Below are 20,185 nucleotides of genomic sequence, written 5' to 3'. Positions count from 1 at the left end.
GAGGTCTAACGTGAACGCACTCCCCAGGAGGCGGGCTTGCTCGCGTGATAAACGCGGGCAGGCCCTGATTGAGTCGTGCATGGTGATTGCTATCATTTGCCTTATTTTCTTCGGCATCTTTCAGATCTCCCAGCTCTTTGCCGCCCAGGAAGTATTGGATTATGCCGCCGGGCGCGGCGCGCGTGCCATCACGGTGGGCTTTAACCGGTTCATGGTGGAAAAGACGGTCCGGGTGGGCGCGATTGCCAACGCCGGACGACTGGTCAATCCTGCCTATCAGGGTGGGCCTGCGGTGGAACACGCTCTGGAGGCGGCCCGCATTCCGCTCTATCTGGCCGCTGACAATCACGGGCAGCTGGGGGCGATCCTGGACTATGAGCGGTGGGATACGATCAGTTTTGGATCGGCTTCTTCCATGGGGGATGGCACCTTCCGTTTCAGCGTGGGCCAGGAGGTGCCGCTGACCAACAACCCATTCTCGCGGGCGATTACCGCCGATAGCTCGATCGATCTGAGCGGCGAAAACTATCTGGATGAACATTACACCCTCTATATGGATGACGCCGGATGGTGAGCTCATTCCATAGCTCTCGTAAGTCGCGCTCCGGACAGGCCATGATCTTCATCATCATGATTGTCGTGATCCTGACGTCGTTTGCCCTCTGGAATTTCGACCTGCATAAGGTCGTCTACATCAAGAATATCAGTCAGAATGCCGGGGATTCGTCCGCCCTGGCGGGAGCGCGCTGGCAGGCGATCACCCTGAACCTGATCGGCGATCTCAACGTCATGCAGGCGGTCGCCCTGACCCGGGGGGAGACCAATGAAGCGGCGGCGATCAATGAGCTTCAGGCGCGCCTCTGTTATGTGGGGCCCATAGTCGGGCTGGTGGCGGCGCAGCAGGCGGCGAAGAATAACGGGATTTTCAACAATGAGGCCTATGCCGCCCGTCTGCGCAAGCATGCTGAGGAGGTTCTGGACTACCGGGCGTTAGGCGGGGATGGGCGCATGATGTTCACCGAGCCCTATTCCAATGCCTGGACGGAATATTCCGCGATGATCGAGTCGGTCGCGGAGGGCGGAGTGGCCGTGGGTCCGGATAATGCCCGCCTCTATACGGACTATTCCGGGGAGCATTATCTGCTCATGCCGGAGTTTTATGATGCGGTCGCCGGGACGGACTGGTGCTGGTTTTTCCATAACGCCCACGATCTCCTGAACAGTTATGTCGATTATCACTCCTGGCCGGCCTTGCCTGAAATTATCCTCAATCCCAACCCGGTTAACTCTGAATATTTCGGACTTGGGCTGCGGATTCAGTCCCTGATCGGGGATGCCCGCGGGCTGACGCAATTAAATCAGGCGCGGGAGGATCGGGGCTTGTCCACCCAGTTGATCGGGACCAACGTCGAAACCCAGGTGACGCACTGGTATTGTTTTGACGCCGGAGTCTGGGGGCCCTGGGATTCCATTTCGCCGGGAGGCGAAAACTCCTTTCCCGCCGCCGGTCCGGTGAAACCGCAATATGACTATGCGGGCGCGGATGCCGCGACCCGTGTGCTCGCGGAGTCGCCCCGGTTGACGCCCGGTGCGGGCAACAACAAGATCTCCTGGACGGCGGCGGCCAAACCGTTCGGGTATCTGACGGTAAATGGAGTGGCGGTCCCTCCGAATGACTACGGATTGGTATTGCCGGCTTTCCGGGATGTGAGATTGATTCCCATCGATGCCTCGTCGGCGCCGGCCGGGGGGGCATTCAATCTCGACTGGCGGGATCATATTGAAATGCATTTGCCGGGATATACGGACGATTCAGGGTTTTATCATCCCGGCTATATGGCGGCCGGCGAAACGGTGGACGGCTGCTGGTATTGCCTGCAATTGGTGGTGTGGGAAAATCCGGTGTTCCGCCAGACGGGCATTGACTGGTTGCGGGATAATAGTGATTCCTGTCAGCTCCATGGCCGGTCGGGTGGGCCGGGTGGCGGTAGCCGGAGGGGACACTGATGCATCAAAAATCAGGTCAGGCCGTAGTTGAGCTCGTGGCCGCCTTGGTGGTCATTCTCGTGCTGGTTGCCGGAACGATCCAGATCTGCTCCATGGGCGTCAGTCATTCCAAACTCATGACGACGGCGCGCCAGGAGGCTGGACGGAAGGCTCTGCAGGATGCCTCCTCCTTTTCCGGCCCGAAGTTTATTGCGGAGTGTACGCCGGGCGCTGATAACATTGCGTTTTCACGGGACGATGATGTGACGCCCGGCAACGTGGCGCTGTTGAGTATCGGGATTGTGGACTATGCTCATCCCGACGAACTCAATCAACGTCGCCTGGATAACCCTGTCTCGGCCCTCGCGAACAGCTCGTACCCGCAGGAACTGTTCGGGCTGGTGGATGGGGAAGCCAAAGTCAGTGTTCCGCTCATGCCGATTGTCCGGGAGCTGCTCTATGGGAGCGATTCGGTGGAACTGCAGGGCAAGGCCTGGATGACCTGGACAAAGGGGATCTATTGAACCACGCCCGCACACGATTCGTCTTTCTGGTATTGGCGGGGTGTCTCGCCGCCACGCTCCTCCATGCCCGGGTCTTCTCCTCGGGTCGCCTGGATTTGCTTAATCCGGCCACCTTTGGCCGGCTGATTTACAAAACCATCATGGAAATCAACGGGGGGAAGGCAGAGGTCAATGTAGTGGCCTGTGCCGAGGGCCCGGCGGTGGTGGAGGCCGCCCTGGCGGCTCACCGCGATCCGACGCTGCGGGTGGTCGCCCTGAGCGCGGGCGACGATACGCCGGCCTTGCTGGTCACGGTGGTGCAGTCTCCTTCTGAAAAAGATGCGTCCCGGCCGTCGCAGGCGCGCCATGGGCTCTCCGATGTCCCGGTTCCCGCGGATGGCGTCGTGCTCGGGACAATGAGAAGTGTGGATACCCGCACCACGTTTGAGAGGCTCAGCTCCCGGCAGGGGGTGGTGGAGGTGACACGATTTTTCGAGCGGGGGATGGGGCAGGCCGGGTGGTCGAAGCTGGTGGGGGCGGATGAGGGAAGTGGCTTTTTGTTTTATATCAAGGGGGCGGATCTGTGCGCGGTGCTGGTGACCCCCCAAGAATCCAATGGCGAAACAGGCATAACCCTGCTACATAAGCAGGGTGCCGTCAATTGAGCGACAGGAGAAGACCTTCATGAAGCAACGCATGGTGTTGATAATATCGGTTGTGGTGGGCTTACTGGCATTTGGGATGACGCAACGTTATTTCCATGTCCGGATGGCGGACCTGGAAAAAGAGCGGGCGGAATTGATTTCCAGTGAAAAACGGGTGGACGTGATTGCGGCCGGTCGCGATCTCCCCGCCGGCACCGTTCTGATCAAAAAGGACCTGCTAGCCAAAAGTATCCCCGGGCGCGAAGTGACCAAGAACACCGTGCTGGTGGCGGATCAGGAGCGGGTGTTCGGTAAAAAGCTCAAATACAGCATGGATAAGACCGAGACCATGATGTGGTCATATGTCGACGTCCCGTTCCGGCCCGGCTCGGGGTTGGCCCCGGTGATTTCCAAGGGGATGCGGGCCATTTCGATTTCGATCAGCGGGGCGGCCGGGGTCAGCGGATTGGCTCAGCCCAATGACCGTGTGGATGTGATGGGCTCCTTTACCTTTCCCTCCCGCAAGGATCCCGAGAAAACCGAATGGGTCACCTTGACGATCCTGCAGGATGTTTCCATTCTGGCGACCGGGCAGACCCTGGGTAAGTCGGAAGTGGGTGACCGGAACCGGGTGGCGGCCGGCTACAGTACGGTCACGGTTGAGGTCACGCCGCGTGAGGCGGAACTGCTCGTCTTTGTCGAGAATATGCGGGGGCATCTGACGTTGTCGCTGCGCAACCCGGAAGATGTGAGCTTTGAGAAAAACCTGCCGGAGGTCAACTTCAGCATGCTGGAAGAGGAAATGCCCATCCTGAACACCTATCGTCAGCAGATCATCCGGCATAAAGGCGTCCAGTAGTCCTCATGTATCTTGAAATCCAAAATCCTGATGGAAGCCGCAAGCTCATGGAGCTTTCCCCGGGCCTCTATTCAATGGGGTCCGACGAGGAGAACAAGATTGTGCTGAAGGGGACCGGCGTGTCCGGCCGGCATGTCATTCTCAGCCTGCGCGGGGGCTCCTGCTGGGTTGAAGACCTCACGTCCGGGGACACGCTGATTGATGGCGCCCTGGTGCATGGCCGTGCGGAGGTCATTGAAGGACAAGTGCTGCAGCTGGGCTCGATCGGGCTGAAGTTCAGTTCCACACGACCGGCCCCCCCTGCGCCCAAGGCGCCGCCCGCCGCGGCTCCGCCACCGCCCGTTGTGGTGCCCGCCGTTTCGCCTCCTGTCAAGGCGCCCCCCAAGCCGGTATCCCCGCCTGTGGTGGCTTCCGGTGCAGACCGCGATGAGCGGCTGATTGCCAAGCGGCAGGCCGTTAAGCAGCAAATTCACAAAGAGCTGTTGGAACGGATGGATATTAAACGTCTGACGGCCACCCATATTGATGAAACCGAGCTTCACCGGCGGGTGCTCGAGACGGTGGAAGGGATCGTCAAGGATGTAGCCCAACGCCTGCCGGCCGATATTTCCGCCCCGTCGCTGATCAAGGAAGTGTACGATGAGGCCGTCGGACTGGGGGCGATTGAAGATCTGCTCGCCGATCCCGATATCACGGAAATCATGGTCAATGGCCCACAGCATATTTATGTGGAGCGCCGCGGGCGCATTGAACTGACGGACCGGACGTTCCTGGATGAGAAAACGGTATTAGCCGTGATTGAGCGGATTGTGTCCCCGCTGGGACGGCGTATTGATGAGAGCCAGCCTTATGTGGATGCCCGGTTGCGGGATGGCTCCCGTGTGAATGCCATCATTCATCCCCTGTCGCTGATCGGGCCCTGCCTGACCATCCGTAAATTCTCCAAGATTCCCATGACGTCCGATGATCTGGTCAGGTATGGAACCTGGACCCCTGAAGTGCGTGACTTCCTAAAGGCCTGTATTGAGGCCCGCAAGAACATCATTGTGGCCGGAGGCACCGGTTCGGGAAAAACTACCCTCCTGAATGTATTGAGCAGCTTTCTGCCGGCGCATGAACGGATCCTGACGATTGAGGATGCGGCGGAACTTCAACTTAAGCAGACGCATGTCGTCTCGCTCGAATCTCGTCCCCCGAATATCGAGGGCAAGGGAGCGGTCACCATCCGGGACCTTGTGCGGAATGCCTTGCGGATGAGGCCGGACCGGATTGTGGTCGGGGAGTGCCGTGGCGGCGAAGCGCTGGATATGTTGCAGGCGATGAACACCGGGCATGACGGCTCGTTGACGACGATTCACGCCAATACTCCCCGGGATGTGATTTCGCGTATGGAAACCCTGGTGCTGATGTCCGGGATGGATCTCCCCATCCGCGCCATCCGGGAACAGATCACCTCCGCCGTGGACCTGATTGTCCATGAATCGCGGATGAGTGATGGGACGCGCAAGGTGGTCAATGTAACGGAGGTGGTCGGGAGTGAAGGGGAGCGCACCACCATGCAGGATATTTTTGTCTTTGAGCAGACGGGGCTGGGCGCCGAGGGGAAAGTCCTCGGCCAGATTGTTCCCACCGGGGCCATTCCCACCTTTCTGGATGATTTGAAAGCGCGGGGGGTGACGGTGGACCTGGCGATATTTGACAGGAACCGGCGCGGCTAGCGGCGGAACGAAACGACATGGATTCACTCTACATATTGTGGTTGGTGCCCGGGTTATACCTGCTCTGTCTGGGCGGGTTGACGTACTTCATCCTCGATTCATTTCATTCGGCGGCGGCCGATTATGCCGCGGCCTACTCCGAGAACACCTCCCGCCAGATGGAGGACATGTTCCTGTTCATTCCGCCGCGCCGCATTTTAGAGTTGGCGGCGGCCTCTGCGGCCGTCTGTTTTTTACTCGGATTCCTTCTGTTCGGGGGTGTTGATGGCCAGGCCTTTCTCATCGGAGTAGGGGTGGGGGGGCTGATGGCGGCCGTGGGGTGGACGATTCCCAAGCGGGTGCTGGCGGTGCTGAAACAGCGCCGTCTGGAGCGCTTCAACCTGCAGTTGGTGGATAGTCTGATCAATATGAGTAACGCCCTGAAGGCCGGTTTCAGTTTGCAGCAGGCGATCGAACTGGTGGTGAAGGAAGGCCAGAACCCGATTTCCCAGGAATTCGGAATGTATCTTCATCAGATGCGGGTGGGGCTGCCCATGGAAGAAGCCCTGGCGAGTCTGCAGAAGCGGGTGGGCAGTGCTGACCTGGCCCTGATGGTCTCGGCCTTCGAAACGGCGCGTCAGACGGGCGGTAACCTGACCGAGGTGTTTGAGAAAATTGCCCACACCATCCGGGAGCGATTGAGGATCGAGCTTCGGATCAAGACCCTCACCGCGCAGGGCCGGCTTCAGGGGGTCATTGTCGGGGCCATGCCGCTGTTGCTGGGGGTCGCCATGTTTTTTCTCGATCCGGTCATGATGTTGGCGTTCCTGCACTCGGGAATCGGGTTGGCCATGCTGGCGGCCGTGATCATATTGGAGCTACTGGGTGCCCTGTTGATCCGCAAGATCATCAAGATTGATGTCTGATTATGTCTACCTTCATTGAATATGGATTAGGTCTGATGTGGGCGGTGTTCGCCGGGTTGGGGACCTGGCAATGTGCCCAGGTGCTCCGGCAAGTCACGTATGTGACGCTGGCCGATGGGCGCCAGCAGGAGCGGCGGATTCCGTTCACCTTCCGGCTGCTGTTTCCGCTCGCTCCGAATCTGGTCCCGCTCTTCCGGCGTCCGTCGTTTGAGAAAGCCAATGCGGACGTGTCTCATAAACTGGTGGCCGCGGGGTTTGGCGGGATGCTGACGCCTGAGGAGTTCTCCGCCATGAAAGTGCTGCTGCCGGGCATTCTGGGGGTATTGTTGTCAGCCCTGGTGCTGGCATTGATCGCCCTGGTTCCCGGGCGGGTGGGCGTATCGCTCCACAATCACGGCATCTCGTTTGTCATCATCATCTTGCTGGGATTTTATGCCTATCCCGGGCTCTGGCTCCGGTCAGTGCTGGCGGACCGGCAGAGCCGGATTCAGAAATCACTGCCGTTTGTGATGGATCTGTTGACGCTTTCCGTTGAGGCCGGGTTGGATTTCATGAGCGCCATGCAGCGGATCGTCTCCAAGGGCAAGGTGGATGCCCTTGAGGAGGAATTTCTCCGGGTGTTAAGGGAGATTCAGCTCGGGAAGACACGGCGTAATGCGCTCCGCGACATGTCGGAACGGGTGGATCAGAAGGATTTGCGGTCGGTATTGAATTCACTGGTTCAGGCGGATGAACTGGGAGTGGGGATTGCCTCGATCCTGCGGATTCAGTCGGATCAGATCCGGCAGCGGCGGTTTGAGCGCGCCGAGAAGCTGGCCAATGAAGCGCCGGTGAAGATGCTGTTCCCGCTGATTGCCTTCATTTTTCCGGCGGTCTTCCTGGTGCTGTTGGGCCCCATTGTTCTTCAGATTTTCAGGCAGATGTAGCGGGAGAGAGTTGACACCGGTGCCGGGTGGGCGTAATTTGAATTTTTCATAACTCTATGGGTACGGACATACATTTACTAGTTACGGATGGGCCGGATAAAGGCCGGGAGATCCACGTGCCTCGGGAGGGCGTCCGCATCGGGCGTTCCTCACGGAACGATATCTCCATTGCGGATGAGGCGATGTCCCGGTTCCAGTGCCGGTTTTTCATTATGGCGGGCGATGGACTCTGGGTGTCCGACCTGGGGAGTGCGAACGGGACGATGGTGAATGGCAAGCTGGTCCAGGAACAGCGGCTCCATGTCCAGGATGAAATTCTGGCGGGGGATACCCGTATCCGGGTCGTCAATGACGGGGCGCGCGCGGCCCAACCCGAAAGCAATGTGATTATGCCGGCGTCCCTCAGGACGGCTGAGGCTTCCGTGGATCTTGGCCTCCGTAAAGACGGCGTGACGCGTGGGCCTGCCGCCCCGAATGCCATGCGCCGGAACCTGCTGTGGCTGGTGGCCATCATGGCGGTCCTTGTGCTGGTGGTCTGGCTTCAGAAACCGCTGATGGCCCTGTTGTCGCCCCCGCCGCCTCCGCCGGTTCAGCCTCAGGTTGACTTACCGGTCCTGGAATTGAAGTTTGAGCGGGTGGAGGGCTCGGCCTCCAATATTTTCAGGTATGCCCTGGAATTGAAGAAAGACTCCCTTTTGGTGCAGGTGGACGATCTGCAGAATGACCGGCATGTGAGGCGTGATAAAAAGGTGACGCCTGAGCTTCAGAAGGATCTGGCGCGCTCCATTGAGGCGGCGGGGGTATTGGATTTGCGGGAGGATTACAGCGGGCTGGAGCCGGGCCTGTATAACCTGAGCGACCTCTCGGTGACCATCGGGGCGGTGACGCGCCGCATCCGGGTGATGAATCAGGCGGAGCCTGAGATTTTCGCGACCACCCGCGGCATGATTGAGGAATTCGGGAAGAATGAATTGGGGCTGGCGGCCCTGGCGGTGGATCCGGCCACCTTGATCGAGAAGGCCAATGCGGCGTTGTTGCAGGGGAAGAAAATGGGGGATGAACGCGAAGTGCGTAATGAGAATTTATACAACGCCATCCGGGCCTACAAGGAATGTGAATGGTATCTGGAAACCATTCAGCCCAAACCCGCGTTCCTGGCGGAGGCGACGACCGCCAAGGCGGAGTGTACCCGCGAACTTCAGCGCCGTTTTGATGACCTGTGGTTTCTGGCCGAGCGCTCGGTTAAATTGCGGGAATGGAAGGAAGCCGACCGGCAGTTGAAAATCATCTGCGAGATGATCCCGGATCGTTCCGATGAACGGAACCGGACCGCCAGCCAAAATCTGGTGGAAGTAGAGCGGCACCTGACAACGGAAAAATAGTATGGCAAACCTGATCACCAGAACCCTTTTGTGCGTATTGGCCGTGCTCGTGACTCTTCCCGGCCGGGCTCAGGACGTGGGCGCACGCATTTCGGTGTCCACCACGCCCGATCAAGCGACGGTCCTATGTGATGGCGTGGCCCGGGGGATCTCACCCGTGGCGGTCTCCGGTCTGCTGGCGGGGCCCCATCTGATCTCGGTCGAGAAGACCGGTTATCTCCCGGCTCAACGGACGGTCACGGTGTCGGCGCAGGGTAAATCCCTGGTGGACATCAAACTGGAGCAACCTACCGGCCTGGTCCTGCTCCGCTCCACGCCCACGGGGGCCGATATCGAGATCAATGGAGCGCATCGCGGGACGACCCCGCTTTTACTGACCGACCTGCCCCTGGGCAAATATCGCCTGAAGGCGACGTCGCTGGGGTATCTCAGCAGGGATGTGGAGTTTGAGGTGGAGTCCCGTTCGCCCCAATTGGTGCAGGTCTCCTTGACATCGGATTCAGCGGTGCTGACGGTGCGGACCGAGCCGCCGGGTGCGTCGGTTAAAGTCAACGGGTTGTCCAAAGGCGTCACCCCCTGCACGTTGGATCGCCTTCCCGCAGGCGAGAATGAGTTGGCTGTTTCCCTTCCGGGCTATGTGGCTTATCGCTCCAAGATCAAACTTCTGGCCAATGAGGAGGAGAGTCTGGACATCCCCTTGAAACCTGAGCCGGGGGTGTTGTCGGTGATTTCCATTCCCTCCGGTGCCAAACTCTATATCGATGAGAAACTGGCCGGGCAGACGCCGTTGACGCTGGATTCAATGGAGGCGGGGAGTCATGTTATCCGGGCCGAACTGGATGGGTATGCGACGGTGACCCGGCCGGTGGATTTGAAGCAGGGTGAAAAGAAAGTGGAAGAACTGCAGCTGGAGCGGAATGTGGGAACGATTGAGGTCCTGGCCAAGCCGGAGGGGGTCAAGGTCTTTGTCGACGGGGCGGAACAGGGCGTGGTGATGCTCTCCCAGGATAATCCGGTTCCCCGGTTCACCCATGAATTGGCGGTCGGGTCGCATACGGTATCCCTCCGCTTGAAAACCTATGGGACGGTGGATCGCCGGGTGACGGTGGAGAAGGGGAAGACCATCACCCTGAAGGAAATTCTCAAACGGGTGTTCAATGTGGATACCCGGATCACCCTGCGCAATGGGGATGTGTTGATGGGCATTCTGGGGGAGAAGTTGCCGGATGGCGGCATCAAGCTGGAAACCCAGATCGGGATCTACAAGACGATCGAGGCCGTCGACATCGCCACGATCGAAGCCGTTAAGAATTGAGGGGCGGCCCTTAGTGGCACTGCTCGTCACGCCAGTTGTACATCTTGTCAAAGGCCTTCAGGTACTCCCCGCTGAGAATGCGCTGCCACCAGATTTGATGGGTCACATACCAGTTCACGGTGGCCTTGAGGGCCGCGTCAAATTTATACGCAGGCTCCCAGCCCAGTTCCGTTTTGGCACGCGTGTTATCCATGGCGTACCGGCGGTCATGGCCCGGGCGATCCTTCACGTACGTGATCAGGCTTTCCGGTTTGCCGAGGATGGCCAGGATGCCTTTGACGATCTGGATATTCGGGACGTCGTAGTTGCCGCCGAGGTTGTACACCTCGCCGGATTTCCCTTTCCGCAGAACCGTGTCGATGCCGGAGCAGTGATCCATGACATAAATCCAGTCACGCACATGCAGGCCGTCGCCGTAGACCGGAAGGGGTTTATCCGCGAGCGCATTGGCAATCATCAAGGGGATGAGTTTTTCCGGGAATTGATAGGGCCCGAAATTGTTGGAGCAGCGGGTGATCACGGTGTCCAGGCCGTGGGAATGCTGGGCCGCCCGGACCATGAAGTCGGCGCCCGCCTTGGTTGCGGAGTAGGGGTTGTTGGGTTGAATCGGCGTCTCCTCGGTGAAGGCGCCGGTCGGGCCAAGACTCCCGTATACCTCGTCGGTTGACACCTGCAGGTAGCGCTGGACCTTGAATTTCCGGGCGGCATCCAGAAGCACCTGGGTGCCCATGATGTTGGTCTTGATAAAGGCGCGCGGGCCCATGTGCAGGCTCCGGTCGACGTGGCTCTCGGCGGCAAAATTCACCACTACATCGATTTTGTGGGTTCTGAAGGCCTTCGCCACATCGCGGGTCGAGGTGATATCCCCATGGATAAAGGTGTGCCGGACATTATGGGTGAGATCGGCGAGGTTTTCGATATTGCCGGCATAGGTCAGGGCATCCAGATTGACGACCTCGTCCTCCGGATGTGTGGCCAGAATATAGTGGATAAAGTTGCTGCCGATGAAGCCGGCCCCGCCCGTGACTAGTAGTTTCATAAGAGAGCCCTCCTAAAACACTTTGTTATAAAGGGACCCTCTGTTGCTGTCCAGCACTCTCTGCTTGAAAGCAAGGGAGGGTTTCCGTATTGTGTGACCGTTTTCCAAGTGTCGCCAGTTGGCGGTTGAACAGCAACTAAGGAGTATTGAAGTTATGTCATTGATTGAAAGCATTGTGGCCCGTGAGATTCTGGATTCCCGTGGTAACCCGACGGTTGAAGTGGATATTACGCTGGAGAGCGGCATTGTCGGCCGTGCAGCGGTTCCTTCAGGCGCCTCGACCGGCGAGCATGAGGCGGTTGAGTTGCGTGATGGGGATGCCAAGCGTTACCTGGGTAAGGGCGTCCGCAAAGCGGTGGCCAACGTGAATGTCAAGATGGCACCCAAACTGATCGGATGGGATTGCCGTGACCAGGTCGGTCTGGACAACCTGATGATCGAGATGGACGGGACCGAGACGAAGAGCAAGCTGGGTGCCAATGCCATTCTGGCGGTCTCGCTGGCCAATGCCCGTGCGGCGGCTGAATATTGCGGCCTGCCCCTGTTCCGGTACATCGGTGGCGCCAATGCCAAGGTGATGCCGGTGCCCATGATGAACATCATGAATGGTGGCGCGCATTCCGATGCCCCGATCGACATCCAGGAATTCATGATTATGCCCAAGGGGGCCAAAACCTTTGCCGAAGCCCTGCGCATGGGCGCGGAAGTGTTTCACGCGCTGAAGAGCGTGCTGAAGGGATTGAAATTGAGCACGGCGGTGGGTGATGAGGGCGGGTTCGCTCCGAAACTGACCAGCAATACCCATGCCCTGGACGTCATCATTGAGGCGATCAAGAAGGCCGGTTACAAGCCGGGCAAGGATATTTTCCTGGCCCTCGATGTGGCCGCCAGCGAGTTCTATGATGCCACCAAGAAGCGCTATATCTTCAAGAAGAGCGACGGCTCCGCGCGGACGGCCGACGAGATGGTCGAGTTCTACGCCAAGCTGTGCGACAAATATCCGATCATCAGCATCGAGGACGGCATGTCCGAGAATGACTGGGATGGCTGGAAGAAGCTCAGCGACAAACTGGGCGGCAAGGTGCAACTGGTCGGTGACGATCTGTTTGTGACGAACACCAAGTTCCTGAAGAAGGGCATTGACCTGGGGATTGCCAATTCGATCCTGATCAAGGTCAACCAGATCGGCACCCTGACGGAAACGTTGGACGCCATCCGGATGGCCACGCAGGCCGGTTATACGGCGGTCGTGAGTCATCGCTCCGGTGAGACAGAGGATGCGACCATTGCGGATATCGCGGTGGCGACCAATGCCGGGCAGATCAAGACCGGCTCCCTGTGCCGCACCGACCGCGTGTGCAAGTACAATCAATTGCTTCGCATTGAAGAGATGCTTGGCAATTACGCCATTTATGGCGGCGTGATCTGATTGGCTCAGGCATGACCTATCAAGGATGAGGGCGTCATCGGCGGACGGGGTACCGTCCGCCGATGAACCCGTTTTTTTAACGGACGACTATGAATTTCTGGATTCTGGTATATCGGTTGGCCTGGATGGTGGTCGTCGCCTCCGGCGTCGTTGCCATTGTCTGTATTTTCCTGCCGAAAACGCATAACTATCAGACCCTGCAAAACCGGAAAGAGACCCTGGAGCAGGGGAATGAGGCGATGGAGACCCGTATCCGTCAATTTGAGCAGAATCAAAAGCGGTTCCGCAGTGATCCGGAATTTGTTGAGCGCAGTGCGCGCGAACAGGGAATGGCCAAGCCGGGCGAAACTATTTTCCGTTTTCCTGCCACCAATGCTCCCGTCAGGAGTGTGCGCCCATGAGCCCCCCGCGTCCATCTGGTATGATCTTTGCGCTCTTCCTTGCAGGACTCCTGTTTGCGGGGGCGGGCTGTGTTAAAATCGACGCGACGGTGAGTGTGGATCGTGACGGCAGTGGCACGTTACGGGCCATTTGCGGCATGCCTACCCACATTATCAAGCAGGCAGAGCTGGCGCGACAGTTATCGGCGTCACTGGATGTCGCCGCCGGGAAAACCAATCCGGTTCCTCAGGATCTGGACATTCCATTTCTCTACGATGAAGCGATGTTGAAGGCCCGCTTTGCCGCCATGGCGAAGGAGGGGGTCATCCTTGAATCCCTCAAGACCCGTGAACAGGGCGGGTGGAATTACGTGGATTTCACGCTGAAATTCACAACGCTCGAGGCGCTGGTCCGGCAGTCGTTTTTCCGGGAGTGCGGGGTGGTGGTCAAGCGTCTGGATGAGACCTCCTGCAAGCTGACCGTCACGCTCCCGCCAATCGGAAGTTCCCCTGATCTCGCCGCCGTGGTGACCCAGGAGAGTTTGAGCAAGCTCGCTCCGTTCTTTAACGGGTTCCGGGTGGTGACGCGGATCACGGTGCCGGGGGAAATCCGCAACAGTAACTCCTTGCTCAGCGATTTGCGGCGGGCGACATGGGAGTGGGATTTTGATAAGGATTCATCCTGCTTAGTCCGACTTGCACGGGATAAAATGATTATTGTTTTTGATGTTTCGGAGGCGCGCATTACGGATTTTGAGAAGCCGGCGGGGACGGCTCTTCTGATTAAAAAATAATCATGAATTGCAAGTTATGCTTGCTTCGAGAAAATTAAGTCGTTAGATTCTCACGCTTTTGCTCGGGTGGTGAAATGGCAGACACATCAGTTTGAGGGGCTGATGACCGCAAGGTCGTGTGGGTTCAAGTCCCACCCCGAGCACCATCCTTCGCTCTACGCCGTACCGGCTTGAGCTACGGATGGTCTTTGACCAGTTATCGCATCTATCACAGGCTTCTTATGAAACTCCTTATTGCCACCGGTAACCGGCACAAATTCCAGGAAATTTCAGCAATCCTGGCAATCCCTCAGTTAACCGTCATCAGTTTGCTGCAAATAGAGCAGGCTCCTGCGGTCGTTGAGGATGGCGATACCTTTGAGGCAAATGCGATCAAGAAGGCCGTTACCTTGGCCTGTTTCAGCGGGATGTGGACGTTGGCGGACGATTCCGGTTTGGAAGTGAATGCGTTGCAGGGGGCGCCAGGCGTCTATTCTGCCCGTTATGCCGGTGAGCCCTCCGATGATGCGGCCAACAACCGGAAAGTGATCGCCGCCCTGGCAGGGCGGACGGACCGGAGTGCCCGCTTCCGTTGCGCCATGGCCTTGTCAGATCCCCATGGCCTGGCTTACACCGTCTCTGGTGCGTGTGAAGGCCGCCTGTTGTCCGCCACCCGGGGCGTCGGTGGCTTCGGGTATGATCCGCTCTTTATCCCCACTGGCTATGAACAGACCTTTGCGGAACTTCCCGGTGAAGTCAAAAATCAGATTTCCCATCGTGCCTGTGCCTTGCGGGCCGCAGTGGCCGCGTGGCGGGAGTGTTTCATCCGCGAGCTTCCAGCCTGGCCGGTTTGATGGAAAAAGCACGAATTTGATGTATTTCCCGTTAAGTCTGTTGAAATCCGAATATATTTACTCTACTATCGCCCGAAATTCAGGTTTCCAGAGAGGCCTGACAATGGTTAGCAAGGATTGAGGTGGTTATGTTTGAGCTGAAATACAACCCGGGTTACAATACATTCGATTCGGATTCTTATACCGTTCACCTTGATAATCCCAAGGAGCCGGAGCTGTTCCGTCATACCTTCCCCTACGATGAGGTGCCTCGCATCGGCTTCAATCATCGGCTGGTGCCGATGCGGATGCCCAAGGATATCTGGGTGACGGACACGACCTTTCGTGACGGGCAGCAGGCGATGCCTCCCTACACCGTTAAACAGGTGGTGGATATCTACAAGATGATGCATCGGCTGGGCGGCCCCAAGGGCTTGATCCGGCAAACGGAATTTTTCCTCTACACCAAGAAGGATCAGCAGGCGGTCGAAGAGATCCAGGCGCTTGGCTATAAATTCCCCGAAGTGACCGGCTGGGTGCGCGCCCGACGCAAGGACCTGGAGCTGGCCAAGAAAATGGGATTGAAGGAAACCGGGATTCTGACCTCCTGTTCGGACTATCACATCTACCTGAAGCTCAAGATGAACCGGCGTGAGGCCATGCGGGAATATCTGAAAATTGTGCAGGAGGCCCTTGATGTCGGGATCACCCCGCGCTGTCATTTCGAGGATGCCACCCGGGCGGATTATTACGGATTCGTCGTGCCGTTTGCCGCCGAACTGATGAAGCTGGCCGAGGAGTCCAAGAAGGTCATCAAAATCCGCATTTGCGACACCATGGGGTTGGGCGTGCCGTATCCCGGGGCCGCGATGCCGCGGTCGGTCGCAGGCCTGATTTACGGGTTGCAATATTATGCAGGGTTCCCGAGCGAGTGGCTGGAGTGGCACGGCCATAACGATCTCTTCCTGGTCAGCGCCAATGCCGTGTCGGCCTGGCTGTATGGCTGTTCGGCGGCCAATGGCACCCTGCTGGGGATCGGGGAGCGGACGGGTAATCCGCCCGTCGAGGCCATGGTGATCAACTATCTGCAGTTGCGCGGGAATGATTGTCATGTGGACACCACGGTGATTACCGAGATCGCGGAATATTTCGAGCATGAACTCAAGGTTCAGATTCCGGTGAATCAGCCGTTGGTCGGCAGGAGCTTCAACGTCACCCGGGCCGGTATTCATGCCGACGGGCTGTTGAAGAACGAGGAGATCTACAACGTCTTCAATACGGAAAAACTGCTGAACCGGCCGGTTGAGCTGGCGGTGTCGGATGTCAGCGGGTTGGCCGGTATCGCGCTCTGGATGAAGAAGTATTTCCGGAAAGCCAAAACACCCGTCACCAAGAATGATCCTGGGGTCCAGAAGATTTATGAATGGATGATGACCCAGTATGATGCCGGCCGGACCACGGCGATCACGGACGATGAGCTGCTGGATCAGGCCAAGTTGCATCTGGGCATCTGGATGAAAGAAAACGGATATGAGTTTTGAGATCGTTACCTTTGGCGATCCGATCCTGAGGGTCCGGGCCGAGTCGGTGGCCCGGGTGACCGTCGAGTATAAGCGACTGGTCGACGGCATGATGGAGACCATGCACGCCGCTGAAGGCGTCGGGTTGGCCGCCCAGCAGGTCGGACGGACCGTGTCGGTCTGTGTGGTGGATATCCCGGTTGAACTCGATGTGGAGGAAGAGGGGGGCCCCCGGCTGAATCCGGAGGTGGAGATGCCCCTGATCATGTTCAACCCCAAAATCGTGACCCGGGGCCGTGAGTTGGCCCGCCGGGATGAGGGGTGCCTGAGTTTTCCCGGCATTCACACCGGGGTACAGCGCGCCGCCGAGGTGGATGTGACCTTTGTGGACTGGAAGGGGGCCGTTCGCACCTTGCATTGCCGCGGTCTGTTGGCGCGTGCCGTTCAGCACGAACTGGACCATCTTGACGGGGTGCTGCTGGTGGACCGGATGTCGCCGGTCAAAAAGATCAGCATGGCCGGCAAGCTCAAGCGTCTGCGGGCGGAGACGGAGGAGCGGATGCTGGAGAAGAAGGCATCGGCTCAGGCGTCGGAACGGAAATAGCCTGCTCTTTTTTCCGTTTCAGGAACTCTTTGGCCAGGGCCCGGTAGGCCTCTGCGCCGCTCGATTTGTCATCGTATAAAATGACCGGTTTCCCGTGACTCGGGGCTTCACTGATCCGGATATTCCGGGGAATCGCCGCATGGTATACCTTATCCCCAAAATGTTTGCGGACCTCCTCGACAACCTGCTGGGCAAGATTGGTCCGGCCATCAAACATGGTCAGGACAATCCCTTCAATGGCCAAGGTCGGATTCGCGCCTGAGTCCCGGATCTGACTGATCAGGCGGGTGATGACGCTGAGCCCCTCCAGGGCGTAATATTCGCACTGCAGCGGAATAATCACTGAATGAACGGCCGTCAGGGCATTCATCGTCAGAATGCCGAGGGAAGGCGGACAGTCGATCAGCACCACATCATAGGCGGCGGTGGCCAGAAAGGGATCCAAGGCCTCCTTGAAGCGGTGGAGATAGCGATCCAGGCGGGCGATATCCACCTCGGCTCCGGCCAGGTCGACTTCCGAAGGGATGATAGAGAGGTTCTCGACGGCGGTGGGCTGGACCTTGTCTTCCAGCTTGCCATGCCCGAGGAGGGCTTCATAGACGCTGCCCCCGGCGGCGGGCTGCAATCCCAGGCCGCTGGTGCTGTTGGCCTGGGGATCCAGGTCAATCAGGAGCACCCGTTGGTGGCGTTCTGCCAGACAGGCGGCCAGATTGATAGCGGTGGTGGTTTTGCCCACGCCGCCTTTCTGATTGGCTAAAGCTATGATGTGGCACGGCATGATTTACTTGATGATGCCTGCTTTCCGGGCGTAGGGGAAAATCCCCCCCGCTTCCACCACCGGCGCGACGGCCCCCAACTCCTTCAGGGAATAGGTCTTCCCTGAAGCCACATGAATCAGTTTCGAGCTTTCCACATGGATTTCCATCTGATCCCCGGTCTTGAAGAGGTCACAGAGGCGCAGGGGCGTCTCAAAGGGATAGAGCTCACCGGTAGCGATCGCGTTACGGAAAAAAATCCGCGCATACGATTCGGCCACGACGGCTTTCACTCCGGCCGCACCCAGGCAGACGGGGGCATGTTCCCGCGAGGACCCGCATCCGAAATTCCGTCCGGCAATCAGGATCGGGTACTCGGCTTTCATGGCGCCCGGTTTGACAAAGGGGGGATAGCTGGCCGGCAACCCGCACAACGCATACGACCCCAGTTTCGCGTATTCTTCCGGGATCGTGGGGACCAGGTTGAGATACTCGGCAGGGATGATCTGATCCGTATCAATATCATCCTTCAACACGTAGACGGTGCCTTTAATTACTTTCATTTTACTCCCTGTGCTTACATGAATTCGCGGGGATCGGTGATATGCCCGGTAATGGCCGAGGCCGCCACGGTTAACGGCGAGGCCAGGTAGATTTGTGACAATTTGGAGCCCATCCGGCCGGGGAAATTCCGGTTCGTTGTGCTGATGACGACTTCGTTTCCAGCGGTTCTCCCGTAAGTGTCTGCGGGACCGCCCAGGCAGGCCGCACACGAGGGGGGCGCGATATCATCACACCCTGCCGCCGCGAATATTTCCACGAGGGAAACACCGTCAATTTGTGTTTTGATCAGCGCTTCCGCCACTTCCATGGTCGCGGGGACCAGAAACGTCGGGATCGTGACCTTCCGCCCCTTGAGGATGCGGGCGGCTGCCACAAAGTCGGTGATTTTACCGCCGGTGCAGGAGCCGATGTAGGCCCGGTCCAGCTTGATGTGGGTCCGTTCACGCGCGAGCGCATAATTGCTCGGTACATGCGGTTCGGCCACGCACGGTTCCATCGTGGAGGCATCATACGTGCGGTCGCTGTCATAGACGGCGTCCGGGTCACTGAAGACGGCTTCAAACGGTTTGTCGGTCCGGGCGCGGACGTATTCGAACGTCTTTTCGTCCGGCTCGATAATCCCGTTCTTTGCCCCGGCTTCAATAGCCATGTTGCAGATCGTCATCCGCTCCTCGACCGAGAGCTGGTGAATGGCTTCCCCGCTGAATTCCATGGCGCAGTAGCTCGCGCCGTCAAACCCGATGTCGCCGATGATCTTCAGGATGATGTCCTTGCCCATGATATAGGGAGGGACGGTGCCATTGACCTGGAAGCGCATGGTTTTCGGAACCTTGATCAGGAGCTTGCCCGCGCCCATGATAAAGCCGGCATCGGTATTGCCGATCCCCGTGGCAAACGCGCCCAGCGCGCCATGCGTGCAGGTATGCGAATCCGTGCCGAAGATCACCTCGCCGGGCCGGACATGGCCTTCTTCCGGAAGGGCCACGTGACAGACGCCTTTGTATTGGGGGGTCCCGGGGTCATAAAAATAGGGCATGGACTGCTCGGCGACGAAGGTCCGCAGGGTATCCACATTCCGGTGGGCCTTCTGGTCTGCCGTGAAGATATAATGATCCGGGATAATCACGACCTTTGATTTGTCCCAGACCTTGGCGGTGGCGCCGAATTCCCGCTGGAACACGCCGATCGTGCCCGGACCGCAGACGTCATGCGTCAGCAGGATGTCCACTTCCACCCAGACGTTGTCGCCGGGACCGATGACGCGCTTGCCTGCGGCGCGCGCAAGAATTTTTTCCGTAATGGTCATGCCCATGGGTATACCTCTTTACTGTTTTCGTGCCTGTTTGGCTTTAATGAGCGCAAAAAAACGATCTTCATATTCCGGGAAAAGCCCGTGCTTCTGCAATTTATTTCCCAGTTCCGTGATGCGGGCCGGCTGGCGGCCGGCCAATTGGAATTCCGTTTCAATTTCAAACCGGAGGCCGGCATTGGGGGTGAACATCCGGTGGCTTTCCATTTCCCGGACATTCGCCTGGAATGAATTATTGCTGACCTCAAACATCATTTTGAGGAGCGAGACCTCCCACGGCGAGTCCACCCCGGCCACCACGGCGGTCAGGGGTTCATCCTTCTGCCGCACGGCGGCGGCCACCCGGTCCAGGACTGCCTCCAGGGTGTCGGTGATGATCTCGTCGTTGATTTCCTCTTTTCGGATGACAAACCCGTATTGAAGCATCCTGAAATTCTGTGAGTTCTCCCGGAGCCAGTCCATGTACTTTTCCGCCTCGGCGCCAAACCCTTCCAGCATATTCTCGGTCAGGGCGGTCGGAGTGATGATTTGCGGCCGTTGTGCCACAATGCGGCCTTCCCGGACCCGGATTTTATTGATGGAGTCCATCAATTCGCTCACCAGATGGTAATGAATGATGGTGGCCCCGAACGTTTCGAGACGCTGGACCGGCGCCACCACCACACGGGTGTTGTTAATGGCGTACCAGAAATCAAATTGACTGGGTGCATTCATGAAGCCGTTAAATATATCAGATTGAAG

General features: G+C 58.2%; 21 protein-coding genes and 1 tRNA gene. 17 read left to right on the top strand and 5 right to left on the bottom strand.

Going from position 1 to position 20,185, the window contains the following annotated elements:
• Positions 1-10: 10 nt before the first annotated feature.
• From WCS52_01690 to WCS52_01645, 10 genes are read left to right on the top strand one after another with little or no spacing between them, the layout of a single operon-like run.
• Positions 11-574: a TadE family protein gene (locus WCS52_01690; protein ID MEI6165884.1), complete on the top strand. Its 564-nt coding sequence runs from the start codon at positions 11-13 to the stop codon at positions 572-574.
• Positions 568-2,007, top strand: coding sequence for a hypothetical protein (locus tag WCS52_01685; protein MEI6165883.1), 1,440 nt, complete (start codon positions 568-570; stop codon positions 2,005-2,007). The genes WCS52_01690 and WCS52_01685 overlap by 7 nt, the downstream gene beginning before the upstream one ends.
• Complete coding sequence (locus WCS52_01680; GenBank protein ID MEI6165882.1) at positions 2,007-2,510, top strand: hypothetical protein; 504 nt, start codon at positions 2,007-2,009, stop codon at positions 2,508-2,510. The genes WCS52_01685 and WCS52_01680 overlap by 1 nt, the downstream gene beginning before the upstream one ends.
• On the top strand, positions 2,507-3,154 hold the full coding sequence (locus tag WCS52_01675; GenBank protein ID MEI6165881.1) for a hypothetical protein: 648 nt from the start codon (positions 2,507-2,509) through the stop codon (positions 3,152-3,154). The genes WCS52_01680 and WCS52_01675 overlap by 4 nt, the downstream gene beginning before the upstream one ends.
• Positions 3,155-3,173: 19 nt before the next feature.
• On the top strand, positions 3,174-3,992 hold the full coding sequence (gene cpaB, locus WCS52_01670) for a Flp pilus assembly protein CpaB (GenBank protein MEI6165880.1): 819 nt from the start codon (positions 3,174-3,176) through the stop codon (positions 3,990-3,992).
• Between the two features lie 5 nt (positions 3,993-3,997).
• Positions 3,998-5,710: an ATPase, T2SS/T4P/T4SS family gene (locus WCS52_01665; protein MEI6165879.1), complete on the top strand. Its 1,713-nt coding sequence runs from the start codon at positions 3,998-4,000 to the stop codon at positions 5,708-5,710.
• 17 nt (positions 5,711-5,727) lie between these two features.
• Positions 5,728-6,615: a type II secretion system F family protein gene (locus tag WCS52_01660; protein ID MEI6165878.1), complete on the top strand. Its 888-nt coding sequence runs from the start codon at positions 5,728-5,730 to the stop codon at positions 6,613-6,615.
• A 2-nt stretch (positions 6,616-6,617) separates the two neighbouring features.
• Entirely contained in the window at positions 6,618-7,541 is a 924-nt protein-coding gene (locus tag WCS52_01655) for a type II secretion system F family protein (protein MEI6165877.1), read from the top strand.
• Positions 7,542-7,597: 56 nt separating this feature from the next.
• Positions 7,598-8,923, top strand: coding sequence for an FHA domain-containing protein (locus WCS52_01650; GenBank protein ID MEI6165876.1), 1,326 nt, complete (start codon positions 7,598-7,600; stop codon positions 8,921-8,923).
• A gap of 1 nt (position 8,924) precedes the next feature.
• Positions 8,925-10,238, top strand: a complete 1,314-nt coding sequence (locus WCS52_01645) for a PEGA domain-containing protein (GenBank protein MEI6165875.1) — start codon at positions 8,925-8,927, stop codon at positions 10,236-10,238.
• Positions 10,239-10,248: 10 nt separating this feature from the next.
• Here WCS52_01645 and rfbB read toward each other — a convergent pair whose 3' ends face one another.
• Positions 10,249-11,277, bottom strand: a complete 1,029-nt coding sequence (gene rfbB, locus WCS52_01640; protein MEI6165874.1) for a dTDP-glucose 4,6-dehydratase — start codon at positions 11,275-11,277, stop codon at positions 10,249-10,251.
• Between the two features lie 154 nt (positions 11,278-11,431).
• Here rfbB and eno point away from each other — a divergent pair, with 154 nt between their 5' ends.
• From eno to def, 7 genes are all read left to right on the top strand, one after another.
• Complete coding sequence (gene eno / locus WCS52_01635) at positions 11,432-12,706, top strand: phosphopyruvate hydratase (GenBank protein MEI6165873.1); 1,275 nt, start codon at positions 11,432-11,434, stop codon at positions 12,704-12,706.
• Between the two features lie 89 nt (positions 12,707-12,795).
• On the top strand, positions 12,796-13,107 hold the full coding sequence (locus tag WCS52_01630; GenBank protein ID MEI6165872.1) for a septum formation initiator family protein: 312 nt from the start codon (positions 12,796-12,798) through the stop codon (positions 13,105-13,107).
• On the top strand, positions 13,104-13,880 hold the full coding sequence (locus WCS52_01625; GenBank protein ID MEI6165871.1) for a hypothetical protein: 777 nt from the start codon (positions 13,104-13,106) through the stop codon (positions 13,878-13,880). The genes WCS52_01630 and WCS52_01625 overlap by 4 nt, the downstream gene beginning before the upstream one ends.
• Positions 13,881-13,940: 60 nt before the next feature.
• Positions 13,941-14,026 (top strand) — tRNA-Leu (locus WCS52_01620).
• Between the two features lie 75 nt (positions 14,027-14,101).
• A complete protein-coding gene (gene rdgB / locus WCS52_01615) occupies positions 14,102-14,713 on the top strand; it encodes an RdgB/HAM1 family non-canonical purine NTP pyrophosphatase (GenBank protein MEI6165870.1) in 612 nt (203 codons plus the stop codon).
• Between the two features lie 128 nt (positions 14,714-14,841).
• Positions 14,842-16,233: a 2-isopropylmalate synthase gene (locus WCS52_01610; protein MEI6165869.1), complete on the top strand. Its 1,392-nt coding sequence runs from the start codon at positions 14,842-14,844 to the stop codon at positions 16,231-16,233.
• Positions 16,223-16,816 carry a peptide deformylase gene (def, locus tag WCS52_01605; GenBank protein MEI6165868.1) on the top strand — a complete coding sequence of 198 codons (594 nt, stop codon included), beginning with the start codon at positions 16,223-16,225 and terminating at the stop codon, positions 16,814-16,816. The genes WCS52_01610 and def overlap by 11 nt, the downstream gene beginning before the upstream one ends.
• Here def and WCS52_01600 read toward each other — a convergent pair.
• Genes WCS52_01600 through WCS52_01585 form a run of 4 tightly spaced genes read right to left on the bottom strand, consistent with a single transcriptional unit; the run spans position 16,740 to position 20,158 of the window.
• Positions 16,740-17,594: a ParA family protein gene (locus tag WCS52_01600; protein ID MEI6165867.1), complete on the bottom strand. Its 855-nt coding sequence runs from the start codon at positions 17,592-17,594 to the stop codon at positions 16,740-16,742. The two genes, def and WCS52_01600, sit on opposite strands and share 77 nt — an antisense overlap.
• A 3-nt stretch (positions 17,595-17,597) precedes the next feature.
• Positions 17,598-18,134, bottom strand: coding sequence for a 3-isopropylmalate dehydratase (locus WCS52_01595; protein MEI6165866.1), 537 nt, complete (start codon positions 18,132-18,134; stop codon positions 17,598-17,600).
• Between the two features lie 14 nt (positions 18,135-18,148).
• Positions 18,149-19,447 (bottom strand): 3-isopropylmalate dehydratase large subunit, encoded by a 1,299-nt coding sequence (locus WCS52_01590; protein MEI6165865.1) that lies wholly within the window; start codon positions 19,445-19,447, stop codon positions 18,149-18,151.
• A 12-nt stretch (positions 19,448-19,459) separates the two neighbouring features.
• Positions 19,460-20,158: a hypothetical protein gene (locus tag WCS52_01585; GenBank protein MEI6165864.1), complete on the bottom strand. Its 699-nt coding sequence runs from the start codon at positions 20,156-20,158 to the stop codon at positions 19,460-19,462.
• Positions 20,159-20,185 lie beyond the last annotated feature (27 nt).

Source organism: bacterium (assembly GCA_037128595.1).
Lineage (GTDB): Bacteria > Verrucomicrobiota > Kiritimatiellia > CAIKKV01 > CAITUY01 > JAABPW01.
This window is presented reverse-complemented; position numbering and strand designations above follow the sequence as displayed.

What these genes read in the sequence shown, in the direction of transcription:
- WCS52_01685 (MEI6165883.1), top strand. Translation starts at nt 568, where the DNA reads ATGGTGAGCTCATTCCATAGCTCTCGTAAGTCGCGCTCCGGACAGGCC.
- WCS52_01680 (MEI6165882.1), top strand. Translation starts at nt 2,007, where the DNA reads ATGCATCAAAAATCAGGTCAGGCCGTAGTTGAGCTCGTGGCCGCCTTG.
- cpaB (MEI6165880.1), top strand. Translation starts at nt 3,174, where the DNA reads ATGAAGCAACGCATGGTGTTGATAATATCGGTTGTGGTGGGCTTACTG.
- WCS52_01665 (MEI6165879.1), top strand. Translation starts at nt 3,998, where the DNA reads ATGTATCTTGAAATCCAAAATCCTGATGGAAGCCGCAAGCTCATGGAG.
- WCS52_01660 (MEI6165878.1), top strand. Translation starts at nt 5,728, where the DNA reads ATGGATTCACTCTACATATTGTGGTTGGTGCCCGGGTTATACCTGCTC.
- WCS52_01655 (MEI6165877.1), top strand. Translation starts at nt 6,618, where the DNA reads ATGTCTACCTTCATTGAATATGGATTAGGTCTGATGTGGGCGGTGTTC.
- WCS52_01650 (MEI6165876.1), top strand. Translation starts at nt 7,598, where the DNA reads ATGGGTACGGACATACATTTACTAGTTACGGATGGGCCGGATAAAGGC.
- WCS52_01645 (MEI6165875.1), top strand. Translation starts at nt 8,925, where the DNA reads ATGGCAAACCTGATCACCAGAACCCTTTTGTGCGTATTGGCCGTGCTC.
- rfbB (MEI6165874.1), bottom strand. Translation starts at nt 11,277, where the DNA reads ATGAAACTACTAGTCACGGGCGGGGCCGGCTTCATCGGCAGCAACTTT.
- eno (MEI6165873.1), top strand. Translation starts at nt 11,432, where the DNA reads ATGTCATTGATTGAAAGCATTGTGGCCCGTGAGATTCTGGATTCCCGT.
- WCS52_01630 (MEI6165872.1), top strand. Translation starts at nt 12,796, where the DNA reads ATGAATTTCTGGATTCTGGTATATCGGTTGGCCTGGATGGTGGTCGTC.
- WCS52_01625 (MEI6165871.1), top strand. Translation starts at nt 13,104, where the DNA reads ATGAGCCCCCCGCGTCCATCTGGTATGATCTTTGCGCTCTTCCTTGCA.
- rdgB (MEI6165870.1), top strand. Translation starts at nt 14,102, where the DNA reads ATGAAACTCCTTATTGCCACCGGTAACCGGCACAAATTCCAGGAAATT.
- WCS52_01610 (MEI6165869.1), top strand. Translation starts at nt 14,842, where the DNA reads ATGTTTGAGCTGAAATACAACCCGGGTTACAATACATTCGATTCGGAT.
- def (MEI6165868.1), top strand. Translation starts at nt 16,223, where the DNA reads ATGAGTTTTGAGATCGTTACCTTTGGCGATCCGATCCTGAGGGTCCGG.
- WCS52_01600 (MEI6165867.1), bottom strand. Translation starts at nt 17,594, where the DNA reads ATGCCGTGCCACATCATAGCTTTAGCCAATCAGAAAGGCGGCGTGGGC.
- WCS52_01595 (MEI6165866.1), bottom strand. Translation starts at nt 18,134, where the DNA reads ATGAAAGTAATTAAAGGCACCGTCTACGTGTTGAAGGATGATATTGAT.
- WCS52_01590 (MEI6165865.1), bottom strand. Translation starts at nt 19,447, where the DNA reads ATGGGCATGACCATTACGGAAAAAATTCTTGCGCGCGCCGCAGGCAAG.
- WCS52_01585 (MEI6165864.1), bottom strand. Translation starts at nt 20,158, where the DNA reads ATGAATGCACCCAGTCAATTTGATTTCTGGTACGCCATTAACAACACC.